The 23821-nt window shown below is 61.9% G+C and carries 16 protein-coding genes; 10 read left to right on the plus strand and 6 right to left on the minus strand.

The genetic code is table 11. The annotated features are described in order from the left end of the window. Positions 1-52 precede the first annotated feature (52 nt). From ABE463_RS03035 to ABE463_RS03060, 6 genes are all read right to left on the minus strand, one after another. On the minus strand, positions 53-1297 hold the full coding sequence (locus ABE463_RS03035) for a type II restriction endonuclease (protein ID WP_346467212.1): 1245 nt from the start codon (positions 1295-1297) through the stop codon (positions 53-55). 23 nt (positions 1298-1320) lie between these two features. Beyond that, positions 1321-1752, minus strand: a complete 432-nt coding sequence (locus ABE463_RS03040; protein WP_346467213.1) for a very short patch repair endonuclease — start codon at positions 1750-1752, stop codon at positions 1321-1323. Between the two features lie 2 nt (positions 1753-1754). Then, the gene (gene dcm, locus ABE463_RS03045) at positions 1755-3005 is read right to left on the minus strand and encodes a DNA (cytosine-5-)-methyltransferase (RefSeq protein ID WP_346467214.1); all 1251 of its coding nucleotides are present in this window, start codon (positions 3003-3005) and stop codon (positions 1755-1757) included. A gap of 829 nt (positions 3006-3834) precedes the next feature. Continuing rightward, positions 3835-4749, minus strand: coding sequence for a hypothetical protein (locus ABE463_RS03050; protein ID WP_346467215.1), 915 nt, complete (start codon positions 4747-4749; stop codon positions 3835-3837). A 146-nt stretch (positions 4750-4895) separates the two neighbouring features. After that, entirely contained in the window at positions 4896-5030 is a 135-nt protein-coding gene (locus ABE463_RS03055) for a hypothetical protein (RefSeq protein WP_346467216.1), read from the minus strand. Between the two features lie 171 nt (positions 5031-5201). Further along, on the minus strand, positions 5202-5849 hold the full coding sequence (locus ABE463_RS03060; RefSeq protein ID WP_346467217.1) for a hypothetical protein: 648 nt from the start codon (positions 5847-5849) through the stop codon (positions 5202-5204). Positions 5850-6658: 809 nt separating this feature from the next. On the opposite strand from ABE463_RS03060, the gene ABE463_RS03065 reads away from it, so the two are divergent. The 10 genes from ABE463_RS03065 to ABE463_RS03110 all read left to right on the plus strand — a co-directional run bounded on the left by ABE463_RS03065 (position 6659) and on the right by ABE463_RS03110 (position 23732). Next, on the plus strand, positions 6659-7663 hold the full coding sequence (locus ABE463_RS03065) for a WYL domain-containing protein (RefSeq protein ID WP_346467218.1): 1005 nt from the start codon (positions 6659-6661) through the stop codon (positions 7661-7663). Positions 7664-7751: 88 nt separating this feature from the next. Further along, complete coding sequence (locus ABE463_RS03070) at positions 7752-9515, plus strand: dynamin family protein (RefSeq protein WP_346467219.1); 1764 nt, start codon at positions 7752-7754, stop codon at positions 9513-9515. Next, positions 9512-11731, plus strand: coding sequence for a dynamin family protein (locus ABE463_RS03075; RefSeq protein ID WP_346467220.1), 2220 nt, complete (start codon positions 9512-9514; stop codon positions 11729-11731). Before ABE463_RS03070 ends, ABE463_RS03075 begins: the two co-directional genes overlap by 4 nt. Continuing rightward, a complete protein-coding gene (locus tag ABE463_RS03080; protein WP_346467221.1) occupies positions 11728-13593 on the plus strand; it encodes a dynamin family protein in 1866 nt (621 codons plus the stop codon). Before ABE463_RS03075 ends, ABE463_RS03080 begins: the two co-directional genes overlap by 4 nt. Before the next feature lie 570 nt (positions 13594-14163). Then, entirely contained in the window at positions 14164-15354 is a 1191-nt protein-coding gene (locus tag ABE463_RS03085; RefSeq protein WP_346467222.1) for a DUF6361 family protein, read from the plus strand. After that, a complete protein-coding gene (locus ABE463_RS03090; protein ID WP_346467223.1) occupies positions 15351-17189 on the plus strand; it encodes a phospholipase D family protein in 1839 nt (612 codons plus the stop codon). Before ABE463_RS03085 ends, ABE463_RS03090 begins: the two co-directional genes overlap by 4 nt. Continuing rightward, on the plus strand, positions 17189-20401 hold the full coding sequence (locus tag ABE463_RS03095) for a helicase-related protein (protein ID WP_346467224.1): 3213 nt from the start codon (positions 17189-17191) through the stop codon (positions 20399-20401). The genes ABE463_RS03090 and ABE463_RS03095 overlap by 1 nt, the downstream gene beginning before the upstream one ends. Before the next feature lie 369 nt (positions 20402-20770). Beyond that, positions 20771-21910, plus strand: coding sequence for a YncE family protein (locus ABE463_RS03100; protein ID WP_346467225.1), 1140 nt, complete (start codon positions 20771-20773; stop codon positions 21908-21910). A 287-nt stretch (positions 21911-22197) separates the two neighbouring features. Then, the gene (locus ABE463_RS03105) at positions 22198-22413 is read left to right on the plus strand and encodes a hypothetical protein (RefSeq protein ID WP_346467226.1); all 216 of its coding nucleotides are present in this window, start codon (positions 22198-22200) and stop codon (positions 22411-22413) included. A gap of 506 nt (positions 22414-22919) precedes the next feature. Then, positions 22920-23732, plus strand: coding sequence for an alpha/beta hydrolase (locus ABE463_RS03110; protein WP_346467227.1), 813 nt, complete (start codon positions 22920-22922; stop codon positions 23730-23732). The last annotated feature ends 89 nt before the right edge of the window (positions 23733-23821 follow it).

Here is a 23821-nt window from a genome sequence, read left to right on the forward strand (position 1 = left end):
TCATCATCCATGTAAGTGCGTGCGCCGCGTTTCGTTCTGTGTGGCGTGCGGGCTACATGACTGCTTGGCGTGCCCTCGCCACCGCGATGAATTCGGACAATGACATCAGCTGCGAACGCTGCGCCTCACTGAAGCGAAGCTGCAGCGGTTCGGGTATGACCAACGTCAGCGATTTGACCTTCATCTCATCGGTCTGATGTTTGGAGATAGGGGATTCCAACGTGAGGAGATGCTTATGCTGGATGCGATCCGCTTCAGCAAGTACCTGTCTCCACCTGTCTTTGCAGGTCGATTTGACGCCGAGCATGAGTAGTCGGCTCGCGTCGAAGCCTGGGTCCTGATAGCAGCTCTGGCTTGGGAAGAGGAAGTCCGGTTTGGAGTGATTCTCGGTCCGACCTGTCCTGGAGTATTTGATATCGCTTAACTGGAATATGTGTTCCAGGTGATTCTCGAGCGTTAGGCCGACGCGGCTCTTTCTCCGGTTCTGCACGGAAAGTGAGTAGGACACGAACGCGTCAACATCTGCAGCGCCGGAAGGCGAGGTGAATCCGGCGGTGAGACGCTGGGCAACTATGTGTCTCTCCAGCGTGCGGAAGAGCTGCTCTTCCCTCTCCATCCAGCTGATGAGGGCAACGTCCGGGTCACTGCGAGGGTCGACCCAAGCACACTTTGATCTGCTGAAGGCGGAGAACTGAAGCGTCGTTGGAAAATTGCCCTCGAACTTGGCGAGGATCTCGTCAAGGTGACTGTCGTCCAGCCACCCGATGTCGATGCCAAGACTCTCAAGAATGAATCGGGATGCGAATCCGAGCTGCTGGTTATCGAAGTCCTGCTCAGACTTGATGTCATACTTCCCTGTGCCGGTGCGAACACCAAAGAGCCATTGAATCTGCTCGTCAATGCTTGACCCGCACTTTGCAACAATGACCAGCAGTGACCCGTCCTGACAAAGGGCTATCACCAGAAGATCGCCTGCCGCGTAGTTCGCAGAGACGGTGGTGCTTGGGAAATAGAGGCGGTACTCATCGCGCATGACGCCACGTTCTTCCCTAGCCTTCTGTCGAGCATCGTACCAAGTGAGGATAGCGTCTTCCACGACCGGCTCAACCTGCACGTCGTCGAGGTACATCATCTTTGATGAGTATGGAACTCGAGCGCTCGGCTCTCCGAGCATCGCACGGAGTGCTTTTACTCCATTGAACTCGTGCTGATTGGAGCGGAGAACATTGGCCTCAACTTCGGTCAGTCTCTTGGCTGCAACGCCTTGAAAATACTCCGATAAACGTCCTTGTTTCATGTCGCCCCCCTGTCGGCGTCAATTCACTTATGAGCGCTGAGAATATCACTTGTGAGTTGGTCGAACACCGATTCCTGTGCAGCTCGGGGTTTGCCCCTGATTGAGCATTCCCACACCTCCAGAACGCGCCAGTTCATTGACGCCAGCCGAGCGGATACCAGATTATCGCGGACTTTATTGGAGTCAACCTTGGCCTTCCAGAACTCCGGTCTTGTCTTAGGCAGCCGATAAAGAGGGCAGCTATGACCATGCCAGAAGCAGCCATGGACAAAGACGACTGTACGGTACTTGGGCAGAACAATATCTGGTCGCCCAGGCAACCCAGCCCCACCTAACCGATAGCGGAATCCCCTGGCATGAAGGGCCTTGCGGACGAGGACCTCCAGCTTGGTGTTCGTCCCGCGAATGCGGGACATCTGCGCGGATCGTTGCTCTGGAGTGAGGCTGTCGACCAATGTCAGGCCTTCGCCTTCTTCTTTGCCGGCTTCGCCGGCTCAGCCGCCGCACTGTCAACCAGGTAAGGCGCCATGATGCGGGCCACCTCACTGATGACGGGAACGACAACCGAGTTGCCGAACTGCTTATAAGCGCGGGTGTCGGATACGGGAATCCGGAAGTTGTCATCGAACCCCATCAGGCGCGCACACTCGCGCGGCGTGAGGCGGCGGGGATTCTTCTTGGCACCTTGCGAGATAAGGATTTCCGACCCGTCCTTGTAGTAGCGGGCAGAAAGTGTGCGGCAGGTGCTTTCGCTGTTCACGAGCCCGAAGCCGAAGCCGTTCCCCTTGTCGCGATGCTTCGTAGCGTAGTTCTGCAGGTACTCCCAAAGCTTGTCCGACAGGGTGTACTTCTCAAGAACCTTGCCCTTTGCGCCGTCAATGTAAGGGGAGTCAGTAGCTTCCGTTCCATCTTGGCTGTGTAGAACGGAGCCCATCTTCGGAGCATCCTCGAAGCTCGGTAGCTCAACTTTGTTGATGTCGAAGTCGTTTGGCTCACGGAAGCCCACAATGATGATGCGTTCACGGTGCTGAGGACCGAAGTGCTTGCCGTTGATGACCTTGTGCTTGACCTGGTAGCCCAGCTCGTTCTGCAGCACATCAATGATGGTGGAGAACGTGCGGCCCTTGTCGTGGCTCATCAGGTTCTTCACGTTCTCAAGCAGGAACGCACGCGGCTTCTTCTCGGCGATGATGCGGGCCACGTCAAAGAACAGGGTTCCTTGGGTCTTGTCGGAGAAGCCGTGCGGGCGGCCAAGCGCGTTCTTCTTGGAAACGCCTGCAATGGAGAAGGGCTGACAGGGGAAGCCCGCCAACAGCACATCATGGTCCGGCACATCGGCTTCATGGACCTTGGTGATGTCTTCGGCAAAGGTATGACCCGGGCCATCATGGAAGTTGGCCTTGTAAGTCTTTACTGCATAGGGGTCCCATTCGCTGGTGAACACACAGCGGCCACCCTGCTTCTCAAAGGCCGTGCGGATACCACCGATCCCCGCGAACAGGTCGATGAAGCGGAACTCTCCTTCACCAGTCGGCGGATCGCCGAACGGAAGCAGGCGCTGGCGGATGGCGTCCGCAATGTAGGGCTTGGGCTCGGTCTCGCGGACCTGCCAGCGCTTCACGGTCTTCGGATCAACTCCAAGGGCTTGGGCGACTTCCTTCGTTGAAAAGCGCTGGAGGGAAAGGTCGATAAGCTCGTACGTATTCATGGATGCTCCGGGAATCTTGCGGACAGTATGTCCAATTTCGTCCCGTGGGTGAAGGGGGGGTATCGCTGTAGGGAGCACTGAGGGGTCAGGGAAGCCCGGCTGGGACGTTGACACTGGGCTGTCTCAAAGACTGCGATCGCCACTGGCGCAGTCCACGGAGCTTTGCCGATCAAGAGAAACAAATGATTTCCGACGCTCTTCACTATCTCGAATGATGTTCTCCGAGCGTAGAACCTCGTGTGGCACACGCCGCCCTTGCCATCCTGGCAAGGGCAAGCCCTGCAGGAGGTCCAACATGTTGACGCCGTGGGAAGTCGAACCCGATGACATGCGCCCCACGCGCAAGCCCTACGCCCGCCCGGCACGGAGCTACCGCGTAGGCGTGCGGACGTAACCGGACTGCGGGGAATACGGTCCCACCGAGATTGTTCCCTACCTCAAGCTGCGCGGCCGCTGGCTGGACAAGCTCGGCTTCGACGTAGGCGCCCGCCTGAAGGTGGAGGCCACGCACGGCAGCATCACCCTTGCGGTGGTGGAGCGTCCCGTGCCGGTAGTCAAGAAGATTCCCCGCAAGTTGCAGCGCCGCACCGGCTGAGCGCCCGCGCCCAACGACGTGTATCCGTTGCATGCCGGGTTCTCTCAGGGCCCGCCCGTGTTCGCGTTTGAAGCTAGATTTGGGTTGTGCGTGGTGCCGTTTGATCTGGAGCAGGGGAAACTGGTGACGCCAGAGGGTTGGTAGACACGTGCCTTGGGTCGGGAGGCGTTGCTGGTAACGGCGCAGAGGATGGGGAACGGCAAAGCACGCCGCAGCCTTGCAGCCCAAAGCTGATCAGAAACGAGCCCGAGGCCTGGGCGTAGTCCTTCCCGTGGCAGGCTTCAGCGTCCGTTGCAGCGCGCTCTCGCGCCACCTCGGCCGAATATCGACCTCTCCCTGATATGGCCCGGAGGCATCCATCAGCACGGCGCTACAAGCACCTGTGTATCGGCAGAGCTTCCTCAGCAGTACCGTGCTGCGATGCGCGCCGGGCGAAAATTCGTCGAGATCTTCATCAGGATCCAGCGGCATGGACTCCTCATCCTGCAAACGGGCCACGGAGCCGGCGGCGGACTCCAACAAATGCTTCTCGCTCATTGCAATGCCGGATTCGCAGGCGATGACCATCTCAAGCATTTCCTCCAGGTTGTAGCTCGGCCCGACAGCCAGAAGGGGCAGCAGGTCAGGTGTCTTCCAGTGGTGCGGGGTTCCCCCCACGATGGCCGGGGATGCGGCCAGCAGCGGTGGTTGCTGCATGAACGTTGCACCGTGCTTATCGGTGCCTGCTGGGCCTGCTACGCCCGGACAGATCTCATTGATGAACATTGCGCCCATGGCCCAGCCTTTGCTCGCCAGATAGCTCTGCTTATTGAGCTGGTGGTGAAAGCGCGAAAGTTTCGGCGCAGGAAGCTTGTTGTCCCATCCCCGCGGGGTACCCAAGCCGGGCCGCTTGGCTTCAATACCGACTGCCTTGTAGAGGTCGTCTATTTGAATGACCAGGATGGCATCAATGCCATTGGCGACTTCCTCGCCTTGGTCAGGATGGCGCGCCGCGAAATAGCTGGCGCCACCCTGACTCCGCCACATGTCACGCGCGCGGGCCAGCCACGCGGCAACATACGCGCGCTCGTCAGCGATGGACTGCTCGTACAGATCCACGCGTGTTGCGCAGTCGGCCAGATAGACCACTTTTGGAACCAACGCATGCATGATTACAGCTCCTTTGTAGTAAGCGACGTGGTCCTTTCCTTTAGTGCGCAGTGTTTCATGAGCCGCCTGTCGATAATGTCCGGGCGATCCCTACAGTGAATGTAGGAAAATTCCGAGTCGACCCCGGCAAAGTCGTGTCATCCCGATCACGACGGTCCCATCGCATCTGCCTGGCAGTTGAGCAGGTACTCATCCATGCCGGCATCGCTATGGTCGACGGCAGACAGGCCCGGCAGGGCCTCATCAGAATCGTCCAGCCCTTCGGCGTCGATCTTCGTCATGGTCAGCCTTCTGGGGCAGGGGAGGATGACGTGGAGGAGTCTCAAAGGCTGGGAAGAATGGGGCCTGCAGCAGTTCAACGCGCCACTGCTCCGCGCAGACAAGGCGCAACTACCGTGTCGCACCGATTGGCAGGAATGCCATCGCTGACACTGGCGCCGCTTTGAATGGAGCTAGAGGGAGATCATCGGGTAAGCCACGTCGCCCAGCTCGGGCGCGTCTTCCCGGAGCATCAACTGCAGGATGGCTGGTACCAGCTGTCCCAGGATGGCAGCACCGTCGCGCAGCTGCGCGCGGTTCGCATGGCTGTCCCACGTGGCGCCGCCGTGTACCAGCTGGTTTCGCAGTACATACAGCCGGTCCAGCACGATGGAAAGCACCACTTCCGTGCGCCGCCCGACGACCGCCTGCAGCGCCGAGCGCTGGTCTGTGGCAAAGCGCTCCGCCCAGCGGTTGCTGCTGTCGTGTTCGCGCAGCGCTTTCCAGAACCGTGCGTATACGAAGCGGTTTCCAATGAGCGTGCGGATGGGGCCGGGAAACTGCTTGAACAGGATGTCCTGCAGGTTTCCCTCCTTGTCATGCGCCAGCAATGCATCGAAGAACCTGCGCAACTGTTCGCGCTCGGCATTCTCGAAGCCGAACTCCTGGGCATAAGCAGCGTTGAGCGAAATCCACAGGAAAAGGAAGCGGGCGTCCGTATCCTGGTCTTCCTGTTCGGCGCGGCTTAGCCAACTGATGGCGCGGTGCAGACGCACACGCGTAGAGTCCGGCTGCGCATCGCGAATCTGGCGATGCGCCTCCTTCAGCTTAGTCGAATCCATTTTTCCCCCCCGTTGTCCCGACCATTATGCGTACCGCAGATTGCAGGGGAACTTCTTCGAAGGTGGTGCGATGCGCCAGGCTTCCGGCAAACTATCCCACAGCGCATCCAGTGTGCCGGCGTTGTCGCACTCCAGCGCGGTTGAGCGGCACTCGGGGCAGGTGCGGAATCAGGTTACTCCCTTGATGCGTACATCCCCGGAAGGCGGGGTAGCGCGCTTCCAGCCGCAGTCCCGGCAATGATAGGTCGGCTTCTGGGCATGGCCCCGCATCGTCAGCCGAACCTCAGTCATCTGCGCTGACAAGCTGCTGCTCGGTCAGCCAGCGGCCCAGGCCGTAAAGGGCAAACCCGTAAACCACCGTTGCGCCGATTACCTTGAACATGCATTCCGTCTCCTCATTAGGTTGCTTCGGCGTCCATGCCCGGTTTCGATCCGTCGGCGATCATTCTGCGGAGGGCTGCGACAAGCTGTGTCGCGTCGATCTGATCAATGCGCGATCCCGCAGCGATGCGTCGACGCATCTACCTTAGGGGGGGCGATTCACGGGCTGTCCAGAATGGGGTCCTATCGGCTGACGTACTGACTACTTGAGCGCTCTACCGCCGCACACATCGTTCCACGTCCGCACACGCAGATGTCGCTATTGCCTGCTGGGAAAGTGTGGCCGGATTCCACATAATCACGAGATCAAGGGGAAGGAACCCGTTGTCGACCGGAGCGTCTGCTTGCGTCACCAGATGTCGCAGCCTCCGATTGAATCGGCTCATCCCCGTATTGGGATGCCGTGAAATACACAAAGGATTGGGAACATGGACACCGACAACCGCTCTTCGCTGGCGCGCCAATGGCGCCTGTTGCAGTTGCTGCAGCCCGCGCCGCACTACCGCACGGTAAGAGAGCTGGCGCAGGCCTTGGCAGCAGAAAGCTACAAGGGTGGCACCCGTACGATCGAGCGGGATCTGAACGCGCTTTCGCTGCAGTTCCCCATCGAGAGCAACGATCTGCAGAAGCCCTATGGTTGGGCCTGGATGCGCGGCGCGGCGGCCTTCAGCATGCCGGGTATGTCCGTGTCGCAGGCGGTGGTGCTGCTGACCGCGCAGCGCAATCTGCAGGGGCTGCTGCCCGCCAATCATTGGCCGGCCCTCACGCCGTTCTTCGAACAGGCTGAGAAGACACTCGCGGCGGTCCGCACGGTGCGTTCCACCCGGCGCTGGCACGAAAAGGTTGCAGTCGTGCCGGCAAGCCAGTCCTTGCTGCCGGCAGCAGTAGACACCGAGGTTGCCGTGAACGTGCACCAGGCCCTCTTCAGCGAGAAGCAGTTGCATCTGGATTACGTCGCACGCGGTCGCAGTGACGCGAGCGCGTACGTCTTCCATCCTTACGGAATGATCCAGCGCGGCACATCCAGTTATCTTGCTGGCCGTATCGACGGGCGCTCGGAGACCACCACACTGTCGCTGCATCGCATCCAGCGCGCCCGCATGCTCGACGCTGATACCGAAGGCGCGGAAACATTCGAACTCGGGAACTACGCGAGTCGGGTTGCCGCCGGGTTTGAGAGCAAGGGGCCTCTGTCCGTTGAGCTGGAGCTCGACGAAGCGCTGGCCCAGCACTTGGCGGAAACGCCGCTCTCCCGTGACCAGCAGCTGGACCTGGGCGACGGGCTGGTGCCCCGCCTGCGGGCCACCGTTGATGATTCAGCCCAGCTGCGATGGTGGCTGCTCGGTCTGGGGGCCTCTGTCCGCGTTCTGGCCCCGGCCGCGCTGGCAGACGACATCGCCGCCCGCCACCGCAGCGCTGCGCAGCGCTACTAGTACGGGCATGCGACGCCAGTTGTCGCATGTTTGAAGAACAATCACTCCGCGCTACTTCATCAAATTGCACGCCATACAGGGGAAACCAATGTTCGCCGTAAAGAATCAATGCCTCGGTCTGCTGGACCGGATTACGACCCTGGCTGACAACGCAGGTATCGATCTGCTGGAGAACCTGTCTCTTGCCCAGGAAATGCAGCAGGCCGAGCTGTTGGTACCGATCATCGGTGCTTTCAGTGCAGGCAAGAGCTCGCTGATCAACACCTTCCTGGGCGCGGACATCCTACCGGTCGGTATCACCCCGGAAACGGAGCTGGCCACCGAGTTGCGCTTCAGCCGGGATCCCCACGTTCTGGCGCACCGTGCCGATGGTGGCAGTGATCGGCTCGCCGTGGAGGACTTGCTGTCCATCAAGCCGCGGGCCTCGTCGTATACACATCTGGAACTGCATCTGGACGACCCGCGCCTGGAAGCGCTGTATCCACAGGTTCTCGTGGACATGCCCGGCTTTGGCTCCTCGCTGGACAGCCACAACAAGGCCATCGCCCATTATCTGCCGCGTGGCGCGCACTTCATCGTGACCGTGAGCGTGCCCGACGGCACTCTGGCCGAGTCGACGCTGCGCCAGCTGGAAACCATGCAGACCTATGAGGCTGGATTCTCGATCCTGCTGAGCAAGGCGAACCTGCGTTCGGCCGAAGAAGTGGATGCCGTGGAGATGGCCGTACGGGAGCAGCTTGAACTGCGCCTGGGCGTCGAGCCGGCCATGGCACGCGACGACCGCAAGCAGGGCAATGGCTTGGCCAGCCTGCTGCCTAAGATCAGCGCAAGTGATCTGTGGATCGGCCGCTTTCTGCCGCGCATCTCCAGCCAGCTCGCCCACGCTCGTGCCCAGGTGAAAACGGCACGCAAGGCGTTGGATCAGAGCGATGCGGAGATTGCTCGCAGCGTGCGTCAGCTGAATGATGCCCTCGATGATCTGAACGCCCAGCGTGACGCCCTCGTGGCCAAGCTGGGTCGCAACCGCTTGAGCCAAGTGGTCGAACAGTGCGTGGAGGAAGTAGGTCAAGCCCTTCGCGAGGCGTCCGGTGAGCTGCAGGCGGCGGCTGCGGGTGGCAACAACACCCGGTTTGCGCAGGTCGTCAGCGATATTTCCCGGCAGCGCTTGAGCCGTGTGGTCAAGGAACGCATGGAAGGGCTGAGCCAGCAGGCGATTGGCGATCTGGCCAGATCCCTGTCCCAGCGGGAAGTGGATGAGGTAAGTAGCGTCGGCGGACCGGACTGGACGCAGCAGATGCAGGCGCGTGTGCAGGACACGCTGACCCAGACCGGCCACGCGCTGGAACGCTGGCAGGGCAACCTGCAGAAGGCGCGTGAAGACGAGAAGCTGCTGCGTCCCTACGCCGGTGATGACGAGAATCATCGGGAAAAGGCCCAGAAGGCCAGAGTCGCTTTCCGCAGTGTCACCACCGTTCTGGCAGTCACTACCAGCGTCGTGGCGCCGGCGATCGAGCTGGTCGTGATCTTCCTGCCGGAGATCCTCGGGTTCGTGTCGCGTAAGCTCCGCGAGGAGGAACTGCGCAAGACCATCGACAACCAGGTCATTCCGGCGGTGCAGCGCGAGTTCCGCACCAAGCTGCCCGAGCTGCTGCAGGCGCAGGTCGATGGCCTGATCGAGCAGGCCGTGCATGAGTTCAAGACGGCCATCGAGGAGAAACGGCAGCTGCTGGAGAGTGTTGTGGCCGAGCAGAGCAGTCCTGCTCGTGCGGCACGCGTGAAAGCACTTGACGCGGCTGAAGCAGGTCTGACCTCCATTGCGACCGAAGTCGCCGCACTGGAGACCGCCCGATGAGCGCTGAAGTGATCCTGGAACGTCAGCAGAAGTTGATTGCCTGGCTTGCAGCGCACGCCGACATACTCAACGGCACCGTCGGGGCTTCGTCGCAGTGGGAGATCGACACGGTCGATAGCCTGAAGGAAGCGCTGTTGCGACTGGACGACGAAAATCGCCTGCTGGACATCGGCATCGTCGGCCGGGTGAAGGCCGGCAAATCGACGTTGCTCAACGCGCTGGTTTTCAACGGGGAGTCAGTACTGCCGCAGGCGGCGACGCCGATGACCGCAGCACTGACCACGCTGACCTACGGCGAGCGGTTCAAGGCGACTGCGCGCTTCTATTCCCAGGCGGATCTTGCCAACATCGAGCAGGCAGCCGCTGCGTACAGCGATCTGCTTGAGAAGTCGATGATCGAAGAGCTGCGACGCACGGAAGGGCGAGGGGGCGTGGACCCTGCGCGCCGCAGGGAGCTGGCCGAGCGGGCCGCCCGACGGACACTGGCCACCCAGCAGCCGTCCTTGCAGGCCTCGCACGAGCAGTGGGACAAGATCACCGCGTCCGGCCTTTCGTTGGCCAGCCTGAAGGAAGATGAACCGCTGGAGGCGGCGGACGTACAGGGACTGGCGGCGCTGCTGGCAGACTACGTTGCCGCAGAAGGCTGCTACATGCCTGTAACCAAGAGCGTCGACATCGAGATGCCGGTGGAGACGCTGCGCGGGCTGCGCATCATCGATACCCCGGGACTCAATGATCCGGTCGCTTCGCGCGAGGCGCGCACCCACGATCTGTTGAAATGCTGCGACGTGGTGTTTGTCGTCAGCCCAGCAGCGCAGTTCATGAGCCAGGAAGATCTGGACGTGATGGCGCGGATCACCGCTGCCGAGGGCATCCGTGAACTGGTGCTGGTTGCCAGCCAGGTGGACAACACGCTGCATGGTTCGGAAATGCAGGCACAGCTGCATGCTTCGCTGACCGGTCTGCGGCGGGAGCTCGCGGGCCATGCGGGCAAGGTGCTGGACAATCTGAAGCTCTCCAACCCTGAGGTTGGCGATGTATTCCAAGTCCTGGTGGACAAGGGTGAGGATGCGATCATCCACAGTTCCGGCATGTGCCATTCGATGTCCGTCGAGTTCGACAGCGTGGCGGGTTGGCAAGGTGGCCGCCTGACCGCGTGGCAGAACCTCAAGGAAACCTACCCGGACTACTTCAGGGACGACAATCCAGGACTGTCGCGCACCAATCTCGATCAATTGGCCAACATGGCCGGTCTGCATGAGGTGGTGGCACAGACCCGTGTAGCGAAAGCGCGCGTGCTGGCTGCTCGGCGCCAAGACCTGCTGGATGCCAAGGAACGGAAGCAGGTGGACCTGCTGCGTGAACTGCGCAGGAAGCTGGCGTTGCGCGCGAGTGAAATTGGGGAGGCGGGTCTGACTGATCTGAAGAAAAAGAAGCGCGGACTGGAGCACAAGAGAATAAGCCTTACGAGGGACCTGGACGAACAGCTGAAGAAGATAAAGACCGGCTTCGTAAACGGCTTGAAGAAGAACATGAAGGTGGTCATCACTGAAGCCTACGGTGCGGCAGGCTCGGGAGTCGACGAGACGCTGGACACAGAAACCAAGCGCCATCGGGTTGAAGCCTCTGGCGCCCTCAACTGGGTCGCGAGGAAGCTGTGGGACGGCGGTCATCGGGAATACGAAGAGAAGAAACGCACGATCCTGCCGGCTGCAGTGAAGTCTGCTGTGTCGAGCTTCGCCCATGAACTTCGAGATGAACTTGATAGCACTGCCAGTGACCAGCAGGGAAAGTTTGCGAAGGAGTTGTTTGCAGAGATGCTCCATACCGCACGAAAGTCATTGGGCGATGAGCTGGACATCGAGGCCGTCTATTCGTCATTGACAAGTATCATCAATGGCGTGGACTTTCCCCCGGTCTCGCTCCGTGCCCCGGTCCTGAAGGCGCCCGCCGCGACAGCAAAACTGAGGGGCGATGATGCCGAGAAGTTCCATGAGCAGGCTCTGGAAGCCATAGTGAACCTGCGTGAAGCTGCCGAAACTGCAGTTCATGAGCACGTTGAGACCGTCAAGAAGACCATTCCAAAGTCGGTTGCAAGCGAATTCATCGGCTACATCCAGGCGCAGTTCGATGCATTGCAGGCGCTGATGAAGGACGCTGAGAAGACGCGGGCGACACTGATCATGATGGATTCGGAGCTGGAGGCAATGCAGTGAGTGGTGATAGCGAAAAGCCTCTGTTCGACGGCGCCAGCGCGCAGCACCTTGCCTACCTCGCCGGGTGGAAGCCGTGGGGCCGTCGGCCACACGTGACCGCCATCCAGCAGCAGATGGATACGGCCAGCCAGCGTTGGATCTCCATCGTTGAGGACCATCGACAGCTCAACATCACGGCGGAGCAACGCGCGCGTGCCTTGGCAGAGCGGGAAACGGAACTGGCGCACGCATCCGGGGCCTTGGCGGAGCGGGAGACGGAACTGGAACACGTATCCGAGGCCCTGGCGGAGCGAGCAACTGAGCTGGAGAGCGTGTCCAAGGCCCTGGTGGAGAGTGAGACCACCCGCAGTCGTGAGCGTGACCATGCGCAGACCCGCGAACAGGCGCTGGCCCGCGAGCGCGATGACCAGAGGCAGGTCTCGCAAGGCCTGCAGAAGGAGCTTGCAGATGCGGGCAGGCGCGAGCTGGACCTGAGCCAGCGCTATGGCGCCGAGCAGATGGCCCGCGCGCAGCTGACGACGACCCTGGTGGATGCCCAGGACCGCCTGAAAGTGCAGTCCATGCAGCATGCTGCAACCCAGGCTGCGCTTGAGAACGAGCAGGAGCAGCGCCGTCAGTTGGGGGGCGACCTGGACCTTCTGCAGGCCGAGCACGCGGCAACGCAGATCCGCTTTGCGCTGGTTTCGCGGCTGCTTGCAGTGCCACCGCCGCGGAATGAGGGCATCGAAGCCTTCCAGAAGCTGCTCGATGATGACTACATGCGCTTTGCAAGTGCCGAGGCCTCCCTCGCAGACGAAGCCAAAGCGCTGAGGCTGTTGCAGTCCATCCAGCAGGAGCTTCACCTGATGGCGGCAAATCCGGACATCTTCCGCCGCACGGTCGTGGGGGTGGTGGGTGGCTTCAGCAGCGGAAAGTCGGCCTTCATCAACAGTTTCCTCGGCAAGGATTTCAAGCTGCTGTCCAGCGTCACGCCGGCAACCGTCATCCCCAGCTACGTGTATCCCGCACAGCAGACCCAGATCCAGGCGTACTCGTTCAATGGCGGCTGCATTGACCTGGATGCCGGCTTCTACCGGGAAATGTCCCGTGCATTTGTCGAGAAGTTCAGCTTTGACCTCAAGCGGATCATGCCCTTGGTAAGCGTCGGTACCAGCATGGACACCGAACGCACCGGTAACATCTGTCTGATGGACACCCCCGGTTACAACCCGGGTACCGAGGGCATTTTCAGTCAGAGCGATCGCGCGGTAGCGGTCTCTCACTCACGGAAATCGGATGTGCTTTTCTGGATCATCGGGGTTGAGGCCAATGGCACGATCCCGGCTTCGGACGTCGAATTCCTGAAGGAAATTGGTTTCGAGGGGCGCCCCGTCTACGTGGTTCTGAACAAGGCCGATCTGAGATCAGCGGATGAGATTGAAGCGATCGTGGCGCAGATCGAGGATGAGATCGAGCTGAATGGCATTACGGTTGAGGGCATCAGTGTTTATTCCTCGAAGTACGGCAAGGAACTCGATTCCCGTGGCAAGTCCATGCAGGACTTCCTGCGCGAGCGCCCCAACGGTCGTCTGCCGATGGAGCACGTAGAAGATCGGATCAACGAGGTGTTCGAGCTCTATCGCAGTGCCATCACCGAATCCATCGCGACGGCGAAGGCCTGCCGATCGGCTGCGCGTGCGCTGGCATTGGATCTGATGCAGGGAGATGTCCAGGATGCGGCGACCATGCGTTCGGCAACCCGGAACGTGGAGACGATCAACGCGGCGATGAACCTGGACTCTCTATCGGAGCTTCTTGTCAAAGCGGACCAGATCAATGCCGCTTTCCTCGATGCAGCAAGACGGGTCCTTACGCCCGCTTGAGACGGGCGGGGGCTGGCGTGGCCGGCCTTTTCCTGAGTGCCGCTATGGCTTGGTGCGTGCCTTCCGGCAGGCATCAGGCAGACCGTCCCAAAGATGGTCAAGGGCACGGGTAGGGCGGCCAGAGACAGCGGATGACCTGCACTGCGGGCAATGGGAGAAGTGCGTCAGCCCTGGCAGACGCACATCCCCCGTTGGCGGGGTGATGCGAAGCCAACCGCAGGCTGGGCAGTGATAGGTCAAGCGTTGTGTACGTCCCCACATGGGCGGCTTGCCTCTGTATGAATGGGGGCATCCGTGCCCATGGTGCGTCCTGCCGTTCCATCTTCTTTGAGGGCGCGACAGCCAGTGACGCATCGATCGGAAAAATCGCTCACCGGTGCACGCGAGGGCATGCGCACAGCGCTCGCGCGAAGACGGGTTTCGAAGGAGACCCTGGATGCGCACACAAATTCAAGCGTCACCCACACGAGAAACAGGAACAGGGGAAAGTGATGAACCAGCAGACCCATTGCAAGCTCAATGTATCGCGGCGTGCATCCACGAGCGCATGCGCCAGCGGGAGGATGTGAGATGCCTTCCAGCCTGACATGGCTCGACCATGACGCTGCTGCGCAGGCACGCAGCGCAACCTTGCTGGCCCTTCTGGACCAGCCCGGAACCCGCGACGAGCTCGGCTTTGGCGGTATCCGGGATGCGTTGTCCGACCAGCTCTTCCCTGGCACCTCCGTCATCCAGACGCGGCTGCGGTACATGCTGCTGCTGCCGCGTCTGTTCATGGGGCTGGAGGCTTCCTCGGTGCGCGCCAAGGACTTGGCAGAGCGTGCACGGCAGGACGAGCTGAAGCTCAACGATCACCTTGCGGCGGAGGAAGGCGCGTTTGGTCGTGATTCCGGCCACAAGCTCCAGCGCCTTGCCAGCTCCGTGTATTGGGCGGGCATGCGCTCCTGGGGCATCTTCACGCGCTCGGGCTCACAGCAGGACTATTTCTCGGCCATCGAGCAGATTCGTAGAGAACGTGGCAGCAAGCAGCAACGCGACGATGGCATGGAAGACGCTGAGCTGATTGCGCAGAGCTGGCATCACTCACTGGACAAGCTGGTGCCAGCGGCAGCATTGGAGGATAAATCGCTTTCCCTGACAGCGGAGGAAGCCCAGTTCATCCGCGAGCAGTGGAAAGTTCATCACCCGCAGACGCTGCTGGTGTGGCTGGCACAGGATGAAGGCCGGTTGAGCGACTGTGCTCATGCTGGTTTCCCGTGGCTGCACCCACAGATCGCCAAGGCACCGCAACCGCTGCGTGAGCTGGTGGAACACGCGCGTCAATTCTCGCGGCTCGCCAACGGTGCGTCGCTGGTCTACAACCTGGCGCTGGCGGAAGCGTCCTCCAATCAGGAGCGCCGTGAGGAATACAGCCAGGATCTGAAGACATGGATTGACGGAGTCCCGGCCTCCCAGATTGGCGACTGGGACATCGTGCGGTTCTGGGAGCAGGTGGAACGAGTGGGACGGCCGATTCCCACACGCACCCGCGAGTTCGTGAACCGCTGGCTCGTGCTGGTCAAGGCCGGCCAGGCCGACAGCCCGCAGTCGCGCAGCCTTGTGCGCGACCGGGAGCGCGCGTTGAAAGGCAATCTGTCGCGCTTCAAGCCTGAGAACCTTGATCGCTGGAGCGGTGCGTCCGGTCTGGGAATCCTCAATTTCCGGTGGGGCATCACCCGCCGCCACCTTGCCGATCTTCTGCACGGCTTGGAGGCCGCATGATCCAGCCATCTGAACGCAGCACGCTGACCGAGGCACTGCAGCCCCCCAGTGGCTACCGGTTTGATGCCGGTGTCGCAACGACGTACAGCCTGTCGCTGGGCGCGCTGCTGGGTTTGCCGGCACATATCGCCTTGCTGGCAAACCAGGACAACAGCGCCGAAGAAGACCCTCTGCGACTCGTGGAGGGGCTGCGCCGGGCCAGCCGCAGGCTTGCGGTGTTCTGCGAACGGGGTCGCATGGAGGCACCGTCGGCGGGCAACGCATTGGCGGTGCTGGCTGAGGGCATGGTGCACGAGGTGAGCGCCCCGCATGGCGGCGCCTTCCACCCAAAGATCTGGGCGCTGCGCTTTGCCGCCAACGATGCGGCTGCTGGGCCTGAGCATGTCGTACGTCTGCTGGTGTTGACCCGGAACCTGACCTGGGACCGGTGCTGGGATGTGAGCCTGCGCCTGGACGGTGTGCCAGGGAAGGCCAAGGAGGCCAACAACAAGCCGCTGGCAGACTTCCTGCGCTGGCTGCCTCTGAATACCCAAGGGACGCCGCCAGACGTGGAGCGGCAGGCGATGATCGTGTCGTTGGCGAAGGATATCGAGCGCGCTGATTGGGAAAAGCCCACGGGCTTCACCCAGTTGGCGTTCCACGTGCTGGGTACTGCAAAGCGGCCAGCGCCATGGACGCCGTTCAAGGGGGGGGGCAAAGTCCAGGATGTGTTGATCGTTTCCCCCTTCGTACGCGCCAGCGCACTGCAGACGCTGCGCGAGCACTGCAACGGAGACTTCATGCTGGTAAGCCGGGCCGATGAGCTGGACAGACTTCCTGCCAGTGCCGGCCTTGCCGATGGTGATACCTACGTGTTGAAGCCGGACACGCTGCTCTCCGAAGGTGAAGAGGCTGGGCAACCGGACACGCTGCAGGGGCTGCACGCCAAGATGGCCGTATTCCAGCGCGGTCAGCGGGTACACATTGCGGTCGGTTCGGCCAACTACACCAACGCGGTTGTGCAGAAAGGCAACAACGTTGAGGTGGTTGTGGAACTAAGCGGTCCGGTGAGCAGAATCCCCGCACCGCGCCAGTGGCTTGACGAGCATCTGCAGCCGCTGCTGGACACTTACGCGCCGGGTGAGGGCGAGGATGCGGAGGTGGCTGAACGCCGCCAGCTGCAGGATCAGCTGGATGCGATCCGGCGCCGGGTGGCAGCTGCCGTCTGGACGCTGCGCTGTGAAGCCCATCCCGTCTCGGGGTGGGGCTTGATGCTTTCGTGCCCGGGCCTGGTGATTGAAGGTGCAACGTTGCACGCGTGGCCGTTGGCAGTGCCTTCCGAGCGGACCCGTGCTGTACAGGCGGGTCAGGCGGATCTGGGGATCTTTGCCGGCCATGAGGTGAGTTCGCTGGTCGGCTTCCGGGTCACGCTCGACGGTACCCGTGCCGGAGAGTTGGCCATCGCACCGTTGCGCTTCGCCCTGGAAGTGTCACTGGAAAGCGCGCCGGACGACCGCGCAGACGCGCTGATGGCACAACTGCTGGGTAGCCGCGCGGCGTTTCTGCGCTATCTCGGACTGCTGCTGGATGATCCCGAGGTCGCTGGCGGCGGAGGTCGCAATCGACCAGCGGGCGGAAGCGGCGGCAGCAGGGACGCATGTGGTCTGATGGCTAACTATCCGCTGTTTGAACAGCTGTTGCGGATCTATTCCCGCGAGCCTGAACGACTTGAAACGATCGATCGCATGGTGAAGCGCCTGAAGGGCAAGGAGTTCGACGGGCAGCCTTGTCTGCCGGATGATTTCCTGGCCCTTTGGGAAGTCGTAGGAAGCGCCATTGGCAAGGAGGCTGCGTAGTGAACAGTACCCACGATCTCTCCGATCCCACCCCCGTTCTTGAGCGACTGAAGGGTTTCCAGCGCAGAACAGTGGACTACGCGTTCCGACGCATGTACGAAGATCCCGATCCGGCACGACGTTTCCTCGTGGCCGATGAGGTGGGCCTGGGCAAAACGCAGGTTGCCAGGGGCCTGATCGCGCGCGTTGTCGCCCACAAGGCTGCCAGCAACAAGCGCATGGACATCATCTACATCTGCTCGAATGCCTCCATCGCATCGCAGAATCTGGAACGCCTGCGGCTTCGTTCGACCAAAGCGGTGCGCGCTACCCGGTTGACCCTGCTGCCGCTGGCGCTGGCCGATGGTGGTCTGGAAGGCGACGGTGTGAACTTCATCAGTTTTACGCCAGGCACGTCGTTTGAAACCACCAGCCGTGGCGGTCTGGCTCGCGAGCGCATCCTCATCCATCGCATGCTGCAGGGGGTTTCCAAGCTCAATGCCAAGGGCTTGGCCTGGGTGCTGCGTGGCGGTCTGGGGGATGGCTGGCGGGACCAGTTCGAGCACGAGGACGGTGTGAATGAGCCGGATGAGGTCATCACCCGTGCCTTTGTGAGATCGTTGGAGAAGAAGCGGCTGAGACAGCTTGTCGAGGTCTGCGAGCGGCATGCCGGACGGCGGACCCGTCCGCTGGACAGCGATGAGCGGGCCGAAGCCCTGAAGCTGACGTCCTGGTTGCGCACGACGTTGGCGCACTGTTGCCTGAGGTCACTGAAGCCGGACCTGGTGGTGCTGGACGAATTCCAGCGCTTCCGCGAGCTTCTCGCCGTGCAGGACCCGGACTCGGATGAAGAGGCTGCCCCGGCGTCTTCTGCCGCAAAGCTTGCGCAGGAGCTGTTCAACCACGAAAACAAGCCGCGCGTGCTGTTGCTTTCGGCAACGCCCTACAAGATGTTCGTCGCCCAGCAGGAGCAGGAGGATCACTACCGTGACTTCCTGGCGACGGCGTCATTCCTGTTCAACGATCCAGGCGAGGTGGCCGCATTGCGCACTGACCTGGCGGCATTCCGGGCGGCACTGGTAGGTGTGGGTGCGGCCCAGTGTGATGCCACGACGCTCAAGCGTGCGATCGAGGCGCGGTTAAAAAAAGTGATGTGCAGGACCGAGCGCGTCGGTGTGACCCAGGGCCGCGATGCCATGGTGAAGGACGTTCCACTGCCGCTGTCGCTGACATCGGCAGATCTGGCCGACTACGCGTGCGTGGATGCGCTTGCGAGGAAGGCGGAGGCGAATGATGTCATGGAGTTCTGGCGGTCAAGCCCCTATCTGCTCAACTTCATGCGCGAGGACGGCTATAGCTTCAAGCGCCGCATGATGGACAGGCAAGGAAAAGCGGCCTTGGGAAGCACGCTGTCCCAGCACCCGCAGTACCGGATGCTGAGCCAGGATGCACTGCAGCGCTACAGCCCCATGGTTGCGGCGAACCCGAGAATGGAAGTGCTGGCCAAGGAAATGGAGGAGCAGGGCAGCTGGCGCCTGCTGTGGGTTCCCCCGTCCCTGCCTTACTGGGCTGGCGAGGGCGCATACGCTCACACCGCCCACTTCAGCAAGACGCTGGTGTTCTCAAGCTGGAACATGGTGCCTGATGCGATCGCCGGGCTTCTTTCCTATCATGCCGAGCAGTTGGCCATGGCTGGCCACGTGCTTCAGCCCGGATACGATGCGCCCGGCAAGAGCTTGAGCGCACGACTGCGCTTCAGCAGTGGCAAGAACGGCCACGAGGACATGAACGCGCTTACGCTGTTGTTCCCCTCACTCGCGCTCGCCACGCTGGTCGATCCCTTGGCGATGTCAGTCACGGCCGGTGGCACGCTGCGTTTGGCCGACGCCCGGCAAGAAGCTGTTGATCGGATCAAACACAGGATGGATCAGCTCGATCTGCGCGCGCCGAGGCACTCGGGTCCGCCGGATGTGCGTTGGTACTGGCTGACGCTGCTCCTGCTGGAGCGCGCGCACGTTGAACTGGACGGCGACCAGTGCTGGGGTGCCGAGGACCTGACGATCGGCGCGGGTGAGGATGACGAAGAGAGCGGGGCCAGCGTGTCAGGCCAAGGCTTCGCTCGCCATGTGGCGTACTGGCGTCAGGTGTGGGAGCAGGGCTTTGATGAGCCTTCGCTGCGGACGCTGGGGCCGCGCCCCGACGACATTGCCGAGGTGCTGGCTGATCTGGCACTGGGAGCACCTGGTGTATGCGCTCTGCGTGCACTGCAGCGCTTGCTGCCTGCCGACAATGAGGTTGACCTGCGCCTGGCTGCCGTCAAGATTGCTGATGTGTTCCGCCGACAGCTGAACATGCCCGAGGCGATTGCCGTCATCACGCATGAGGAAAGCGGCGTGTACTGGCGGCGGGCGGTGTCCTACTGCGCGGAAGGCAACCTGCAGGCTTTGCTGGATGAGTATCTGCATTTGCTGCATGAGCAGAAGTCGGCAGAAGAGAATTCGACGCACGCACAGGCCATGGCGAAGGGCGTGAGCGATGCGGGCCACGTGCGTGCAAGCCAGCTGCATCCGGAGGGTGTGAAGCTGGTGGAGGGCAAGATCGTGCGCGGTGACGCCCTGTCGTTGCGCTGCCGCTATGCCATGCGGTACGGAAATTCCACCGAGGATGACAAGGTGGTTGCCCGCAAGGATGCGTTGCAGAATGCGTTCAACTCTCCCTTCAGGCCCTTCGTTCTCGCTTCCACTTCGGTCGGACAGGAGGGATTGGATTTCCATTCCTGGTGTCACTCGATTGTTCACTGGAACCTGCCGGGCAATCCGGTTGACCTTGAGCAACGGGAGGGACGCGTCCATCGCTACAAGGGACTGGCGGTTCGTCGCAACGTGGCCCGGTTGGCCGGATATGTGCCGGATCACGCCACCGGCGATCCGTGGACGGGATTGTTCAGAAGTGCCGAGGTGCCGCATCAGGAGACACCATTGGCAGGCCTGATTCCCTACTGGATCTGCGAAGCGCCCGGCGGCGTGGCGGTCGAACGTAAGGTATTCCGCTTCCCTCTGAGCCAGGATCAGCATCGTTTTGATCGGCTGAAGAGCAGCTTGGCACTGTATCGCATGGTCTTCGCTCAGCCGCGCCAGCAGGACCTTCTGGGGCACCTGCAAGCGCGAGCGGACGGTGGTGAGGATATCCAGGCGTTGCTGGATACCTGGCGGATAGAGTTGTTGCCGGACTGAGTGAAGCGTCGGCCATGCTGCGCAGACCCGCTCCCGGGGGTAGACCTGGCGGGCGGGACTCTACTCCTGTACTGGGGACGAGCGCTCTGTTGATCCCCGTTGGTGGACCTGGCCCGCGCGTGTATGTAACGCGCGGGGTCTTCATTGAGCAGATTGGCGGTGGTTCGCCGCTCCGGCCCGTCCGCTGCAGCTGGCTGAGCAGCAATCAGGGCAGCGGACACGCACACATGGGCGCATGCCACGCCCCCACCTGCTACCATTCCCCCGCTACCCAGCCAGCCCAGCCCGCGCCAACAGTTGCAGGGGGGGCCGTCGTAGAACGGCCCAGCGAGCCAGGACACCCTCCCGTGCCCTTTCAAGGATGCTCGCATGACCCACCATTCCCTTTTCCGCTCCGCCGCTCTGGCCGTTGCCATCTCGCTCAGCGTGGGCGCTCCGGCCGCATTTGCCGATAACGCGGCCGCTGCCACCGCTGCCAGCACCGCCGTGCAGCGCCAGGCCGTCGCCCAAGGCCTTTATGAGCTGGCCTTCAGCCCCAAGCAGAACGCCGTGTTCGTCGCCTCCTCGGGCGGCTTCGGTGATGCCGCTGGTCCGTCCCAGGTCCTGCGTCTGAACCCGGAAACCCTGGCCGTCGAGACCGCCATCCCGCTGGAACGCAAGGCGTTCGGTGTGGTGCTGGACGACGCCAACAACCGCCTGTACGTCGGTAACACGGTCGATACCTCGGTCACCGTGGTCGACACTGCTACCAACAAGTCGGTCGGCATCGTGCAACTGATGGAAAAGAAGGTCGGCAAGGATGGCAAGGCCGCCTATACCCACGATCTGCGCGAGCTGGTCGTTGACGGCGCCAACAACCGCCTGTACGTCACCGGTCATTCGGGCGAGGGCAGCGTGCTGTTCGTGGTGGATACGCAGTCACTGAAGGTCATCAGCACCATTCCGGGCCTCGGCAACGCCAAGGCACCGGGTCTGGCGTTGGATGCCAAGACCAAGCGCGTGTACACCTCCAACCTGCTGGCCGAGGTCGTTACCGTCGGCACCGACAGCGGCAAGGTCGAGCAACGTTTCAAGGTAAGTGCCGAGCAGCCGATGAACATCGCGCTGGATCCCGCCGGCAAGCGCCTGTTCGTGACCGACCAGGGCTCTGAGATGATCCGCAAGTACCAGGCCAGCAGCTCGGGCTTCGAATCGAAGCATCCGGGCCAGCGTGTGCTGGTGCTGGACCGCAGCACCGGCAAGGAACTGGCCAGCATCCCGACCGACGCCGGTCCGCTGGGCATCCTGCTCGATGCACCGCGCAAGCGTCTGTACGTGACCAACCGCGATGGCGGCACCGTGACCGCGTACAACAGCGACACCTACAAGCAGGTGGCCACGTACGCGGTGCCGACGCACCCGAACAGCTTGGCACTGGATGCCAAGAAGAACGTGCTGTACGTGACCGTCAAGAACGGTGACAGCGAGCCGAAGGGCAGCGAAGAGTCTGTTGCCCGCATTGCGCTGTAACGCACCGCCGCTGGAATAAGGGCCGGCCGCCTGGGGCGGCCGGTTTCGTACGCGGTGCATTGGATGGACTGTTCCCGCGTAGGCCATGATGCGAGACTGGTGAAACGCCCTCGGCACCCGTACGCATGAACAGATCAAGGATGGCAGTTAGACGTATCTCGACACCCGAGATGGACGTGGTCAGGCACGCTGTGCAGTCCGCGCCGGTAGAAGGCATACAGCTCCCTTCACTGGAGAACCTGGCATCCCTCACCGTAATCAGTCGTTGTGGCTGCGGCTGCGCATCCGTGGACTTCAAGCTCCTTGGGGCGGGAGAGATCGCCGAGGTGGTTGCCGACGCAATTGGCGAAACATCCAGCGGGGAGGAGGTGGGCGTGCTTGTCTTTGGCGTCAACGGCCGGATTACCGGCCTGGAGATCGTGGGGTACTCGGATTCTCCGGCGGACCTGCCCATTGCGTCGACGGTGCGTCGTTCGATTGAATCTACCGACCAGCGTCTCTGAATCGTGGCATCAGCACTGTCTGAGACGCATCGCTGTGCGACGCCCTTTCTACGGAACCGCCCGCCCACGCAGCAACGCATAGCTGGTGCAGCTCGCACAACGCTCAGTCCAAGGTGTTTGTCGCAGTGCAGCGCTCAATGCCGCGCGGGATGCAGGGTGCCCACCCAAGCCATGCAGCAGCAGGGTAACGGCCAGCCCGCAGCAAGCGCCGTCTGGAGGGCCGGGCAGCCCGGCTTGCGTGGCAGTAGCAGCCCCCGGCTTTATCTCATGACAATCCATGTACCGGCTCCAACCCTCGACGATGCCCCATCGCAACTATCGTCCTGAGGTGTCGCAAATCCTGAGATCGTGGCCTCTGATTCCTCCCTCTCACCGCTGAACACCCCGGCCCGTACCAGTCAGCCCCGTGCACGTCACGTCAGCAACTTCGCGCTTTCTTTCACAGCTCACCCAACCGCCTCTCCCTAGGATCGAACCTTCCTTCCCCATCGCTCCAAGGAGTTCCCATGGCTGCTTCCCGCGTTCGCCTGCATGTTGAAGATTCCGGTGGTACCGGTCGCCCGGTGGTCCTGATCCATGGCTGGCCGCTGTCGGCCGAATCGTGGAAGGCCCAGGTTCCCGCGCTGCGCGAGGCCGGCTACCGCGTGGTGGCCTACGACCGCCGTGGTTTCGGCCGCTCGGACAAGCCGGCCGATGGCTACGAGTACGACACGCTCGCCGATGATCTGGCCGGTGTGCTTGAGGATCTGGACCTGAAGGACGCCACCTTGGTTGGCTTCTCCATGGGCGGTGGCGAAGTGGCGCGCTATGTCGCCAAGCACGGCGAATCGCGCCTTCACAGCGTGGTGTTCGCCTCGGCGGTGCCGCCGTACATGCTCAATACCAGCGACAACCCCGAGGGCCCGCTGACGCAGGAAAAGGCCGATGAAATGCGCGAAGGCCTGGAAAAGGACCGCGACTCCTTCTTCGATGGCTTTACCAAGGATTTCTTCAGTGCCAACGGCGAGCTCAAGGTCAGCGAAGAAGAACGCCAGGCCGCGATCAAGCTGTGCCAGCAGTCCGACCAGACCGCCGCGCTGGGCTGCATGAAGGCGTTCGGCACGACCGACTTCCGCGGCGACCTCAAGAAGGTCACGGTGCCGACCCTGGTGCTGCACGGCGACAGCGATGGCACGGTCCCGTTCGAGGGCTCGGGCAAGCGCACCCATGCGGCCATCGCGGGCAGTGAAGTGGTGGTCCTGAAGGACGCGCCGCACGGCTGCAATGCCAGCCATGCCGATGCGTTCAACAAGGCACTGTTGGACTTCCTGAAGAAGTAAGTCGCAGGTCGCTCTCCGCCATGCGCGCCCGGCACGTTGAGATCACGTGTCGGGCGTTCTTGTACGCTGTACCCGCTGAGCTGGAATCC

The organism is Stenotrophomonas sp. TWI819, assembly GCF_039673075.1.
Lineage (GTDB): Bacteria > Pseudomonadota > Gammaproteobacteria > Xanthomonadales > Xanthomonadaceae > Stenotrophomonas > Stenotrophomonas rhizophila_B.

Bases quoted from the DNA above. Each gene is read 5' to 3' on its own strand.
- ABE463_RS03075 (WP_346467220.1), top strand. From the start codon at position 9,512: ATGAGCGCTGAAGTGATCCTGGAACGTCAGCAGAAGTTGATTGCCTGG.
- ABE463_RS03090 (WP_346467223.1), top strand. From the start codon at position 15,351: ATGATCCAGCCATCTGAACGCAGCACGCTGACCGAGGCACTGCAGCCC.
- ABE463_RS03085 (WP_346467222.1), top strand. From the start codon at position 14,164: ATGCCTTCCAGCCTGACATGGCTCGACCATGACGCTGCTGCGCAGGCA.
- ABE463_RS03060 (WP_346467217.1), bottom strand. From the start codon at position 5,849: ATGGATTCGACTAAGCTGAAGGAGGCGCATCGCCAGATTCGCGATGCG.
- ABE463_RS03055 (WP_346467216.1), bottom strand. From the start codon at position 5,030: ATGACGAAGATCGACGCCGAAGGGCTGGACGATTCTGATGAGGCCCTG.
- ABE463_RS03065 (WP_346467218.1), top strand. From the start codon at position 6,659: ATGGACACCGACAACCGCTCTTCGCTGGCGCGCCAATGGCGCCTGTTG.
- dcm (WP_346467214.1), bottom strand. From the start codon at position 3,005: ATGAATACGTACGAGCTTATCGACCTTTCCCTCCAGCGCTTTTCAACG.
- ABE463_RS03050 (WP_346467215.1), bottom strand. From the start codon at position 4,749: ATGCATGCGTTGGTTCCAAAAGTGGTCTATCTGGCCGACTGCGCAACA.
- ABE463_RS03070 (WP_346467219.1), top strand. From the start codon at position 7,752: ATGTTCGCCGTAAAGAATCAATGCCTCGGTCTGCTGGACCGGATTACG.
- ABE463_RS03110 (WP_346467227.1), top strand. From the start codon at position 22,920: ATGGCTGCTTCCCGCGTTCGCCTGCATGTTGAAGATTCCGGTGGTACC.
- ABE463_RS03035 (WP_346467212.1), bottom strand. From the start codon at position 1,297: ATGAAACAAGGACGTTTATCGGAGTATTTTCAAGGCGTTGCAGCCAAG.
- ABE463_RS03100 (WP_346467225.1), top strand. From the start codon at position 20,771: ATGACCCACCATTCCCTTTTCCGCTCCGCCGCTCTGGCCGTTGCCATC.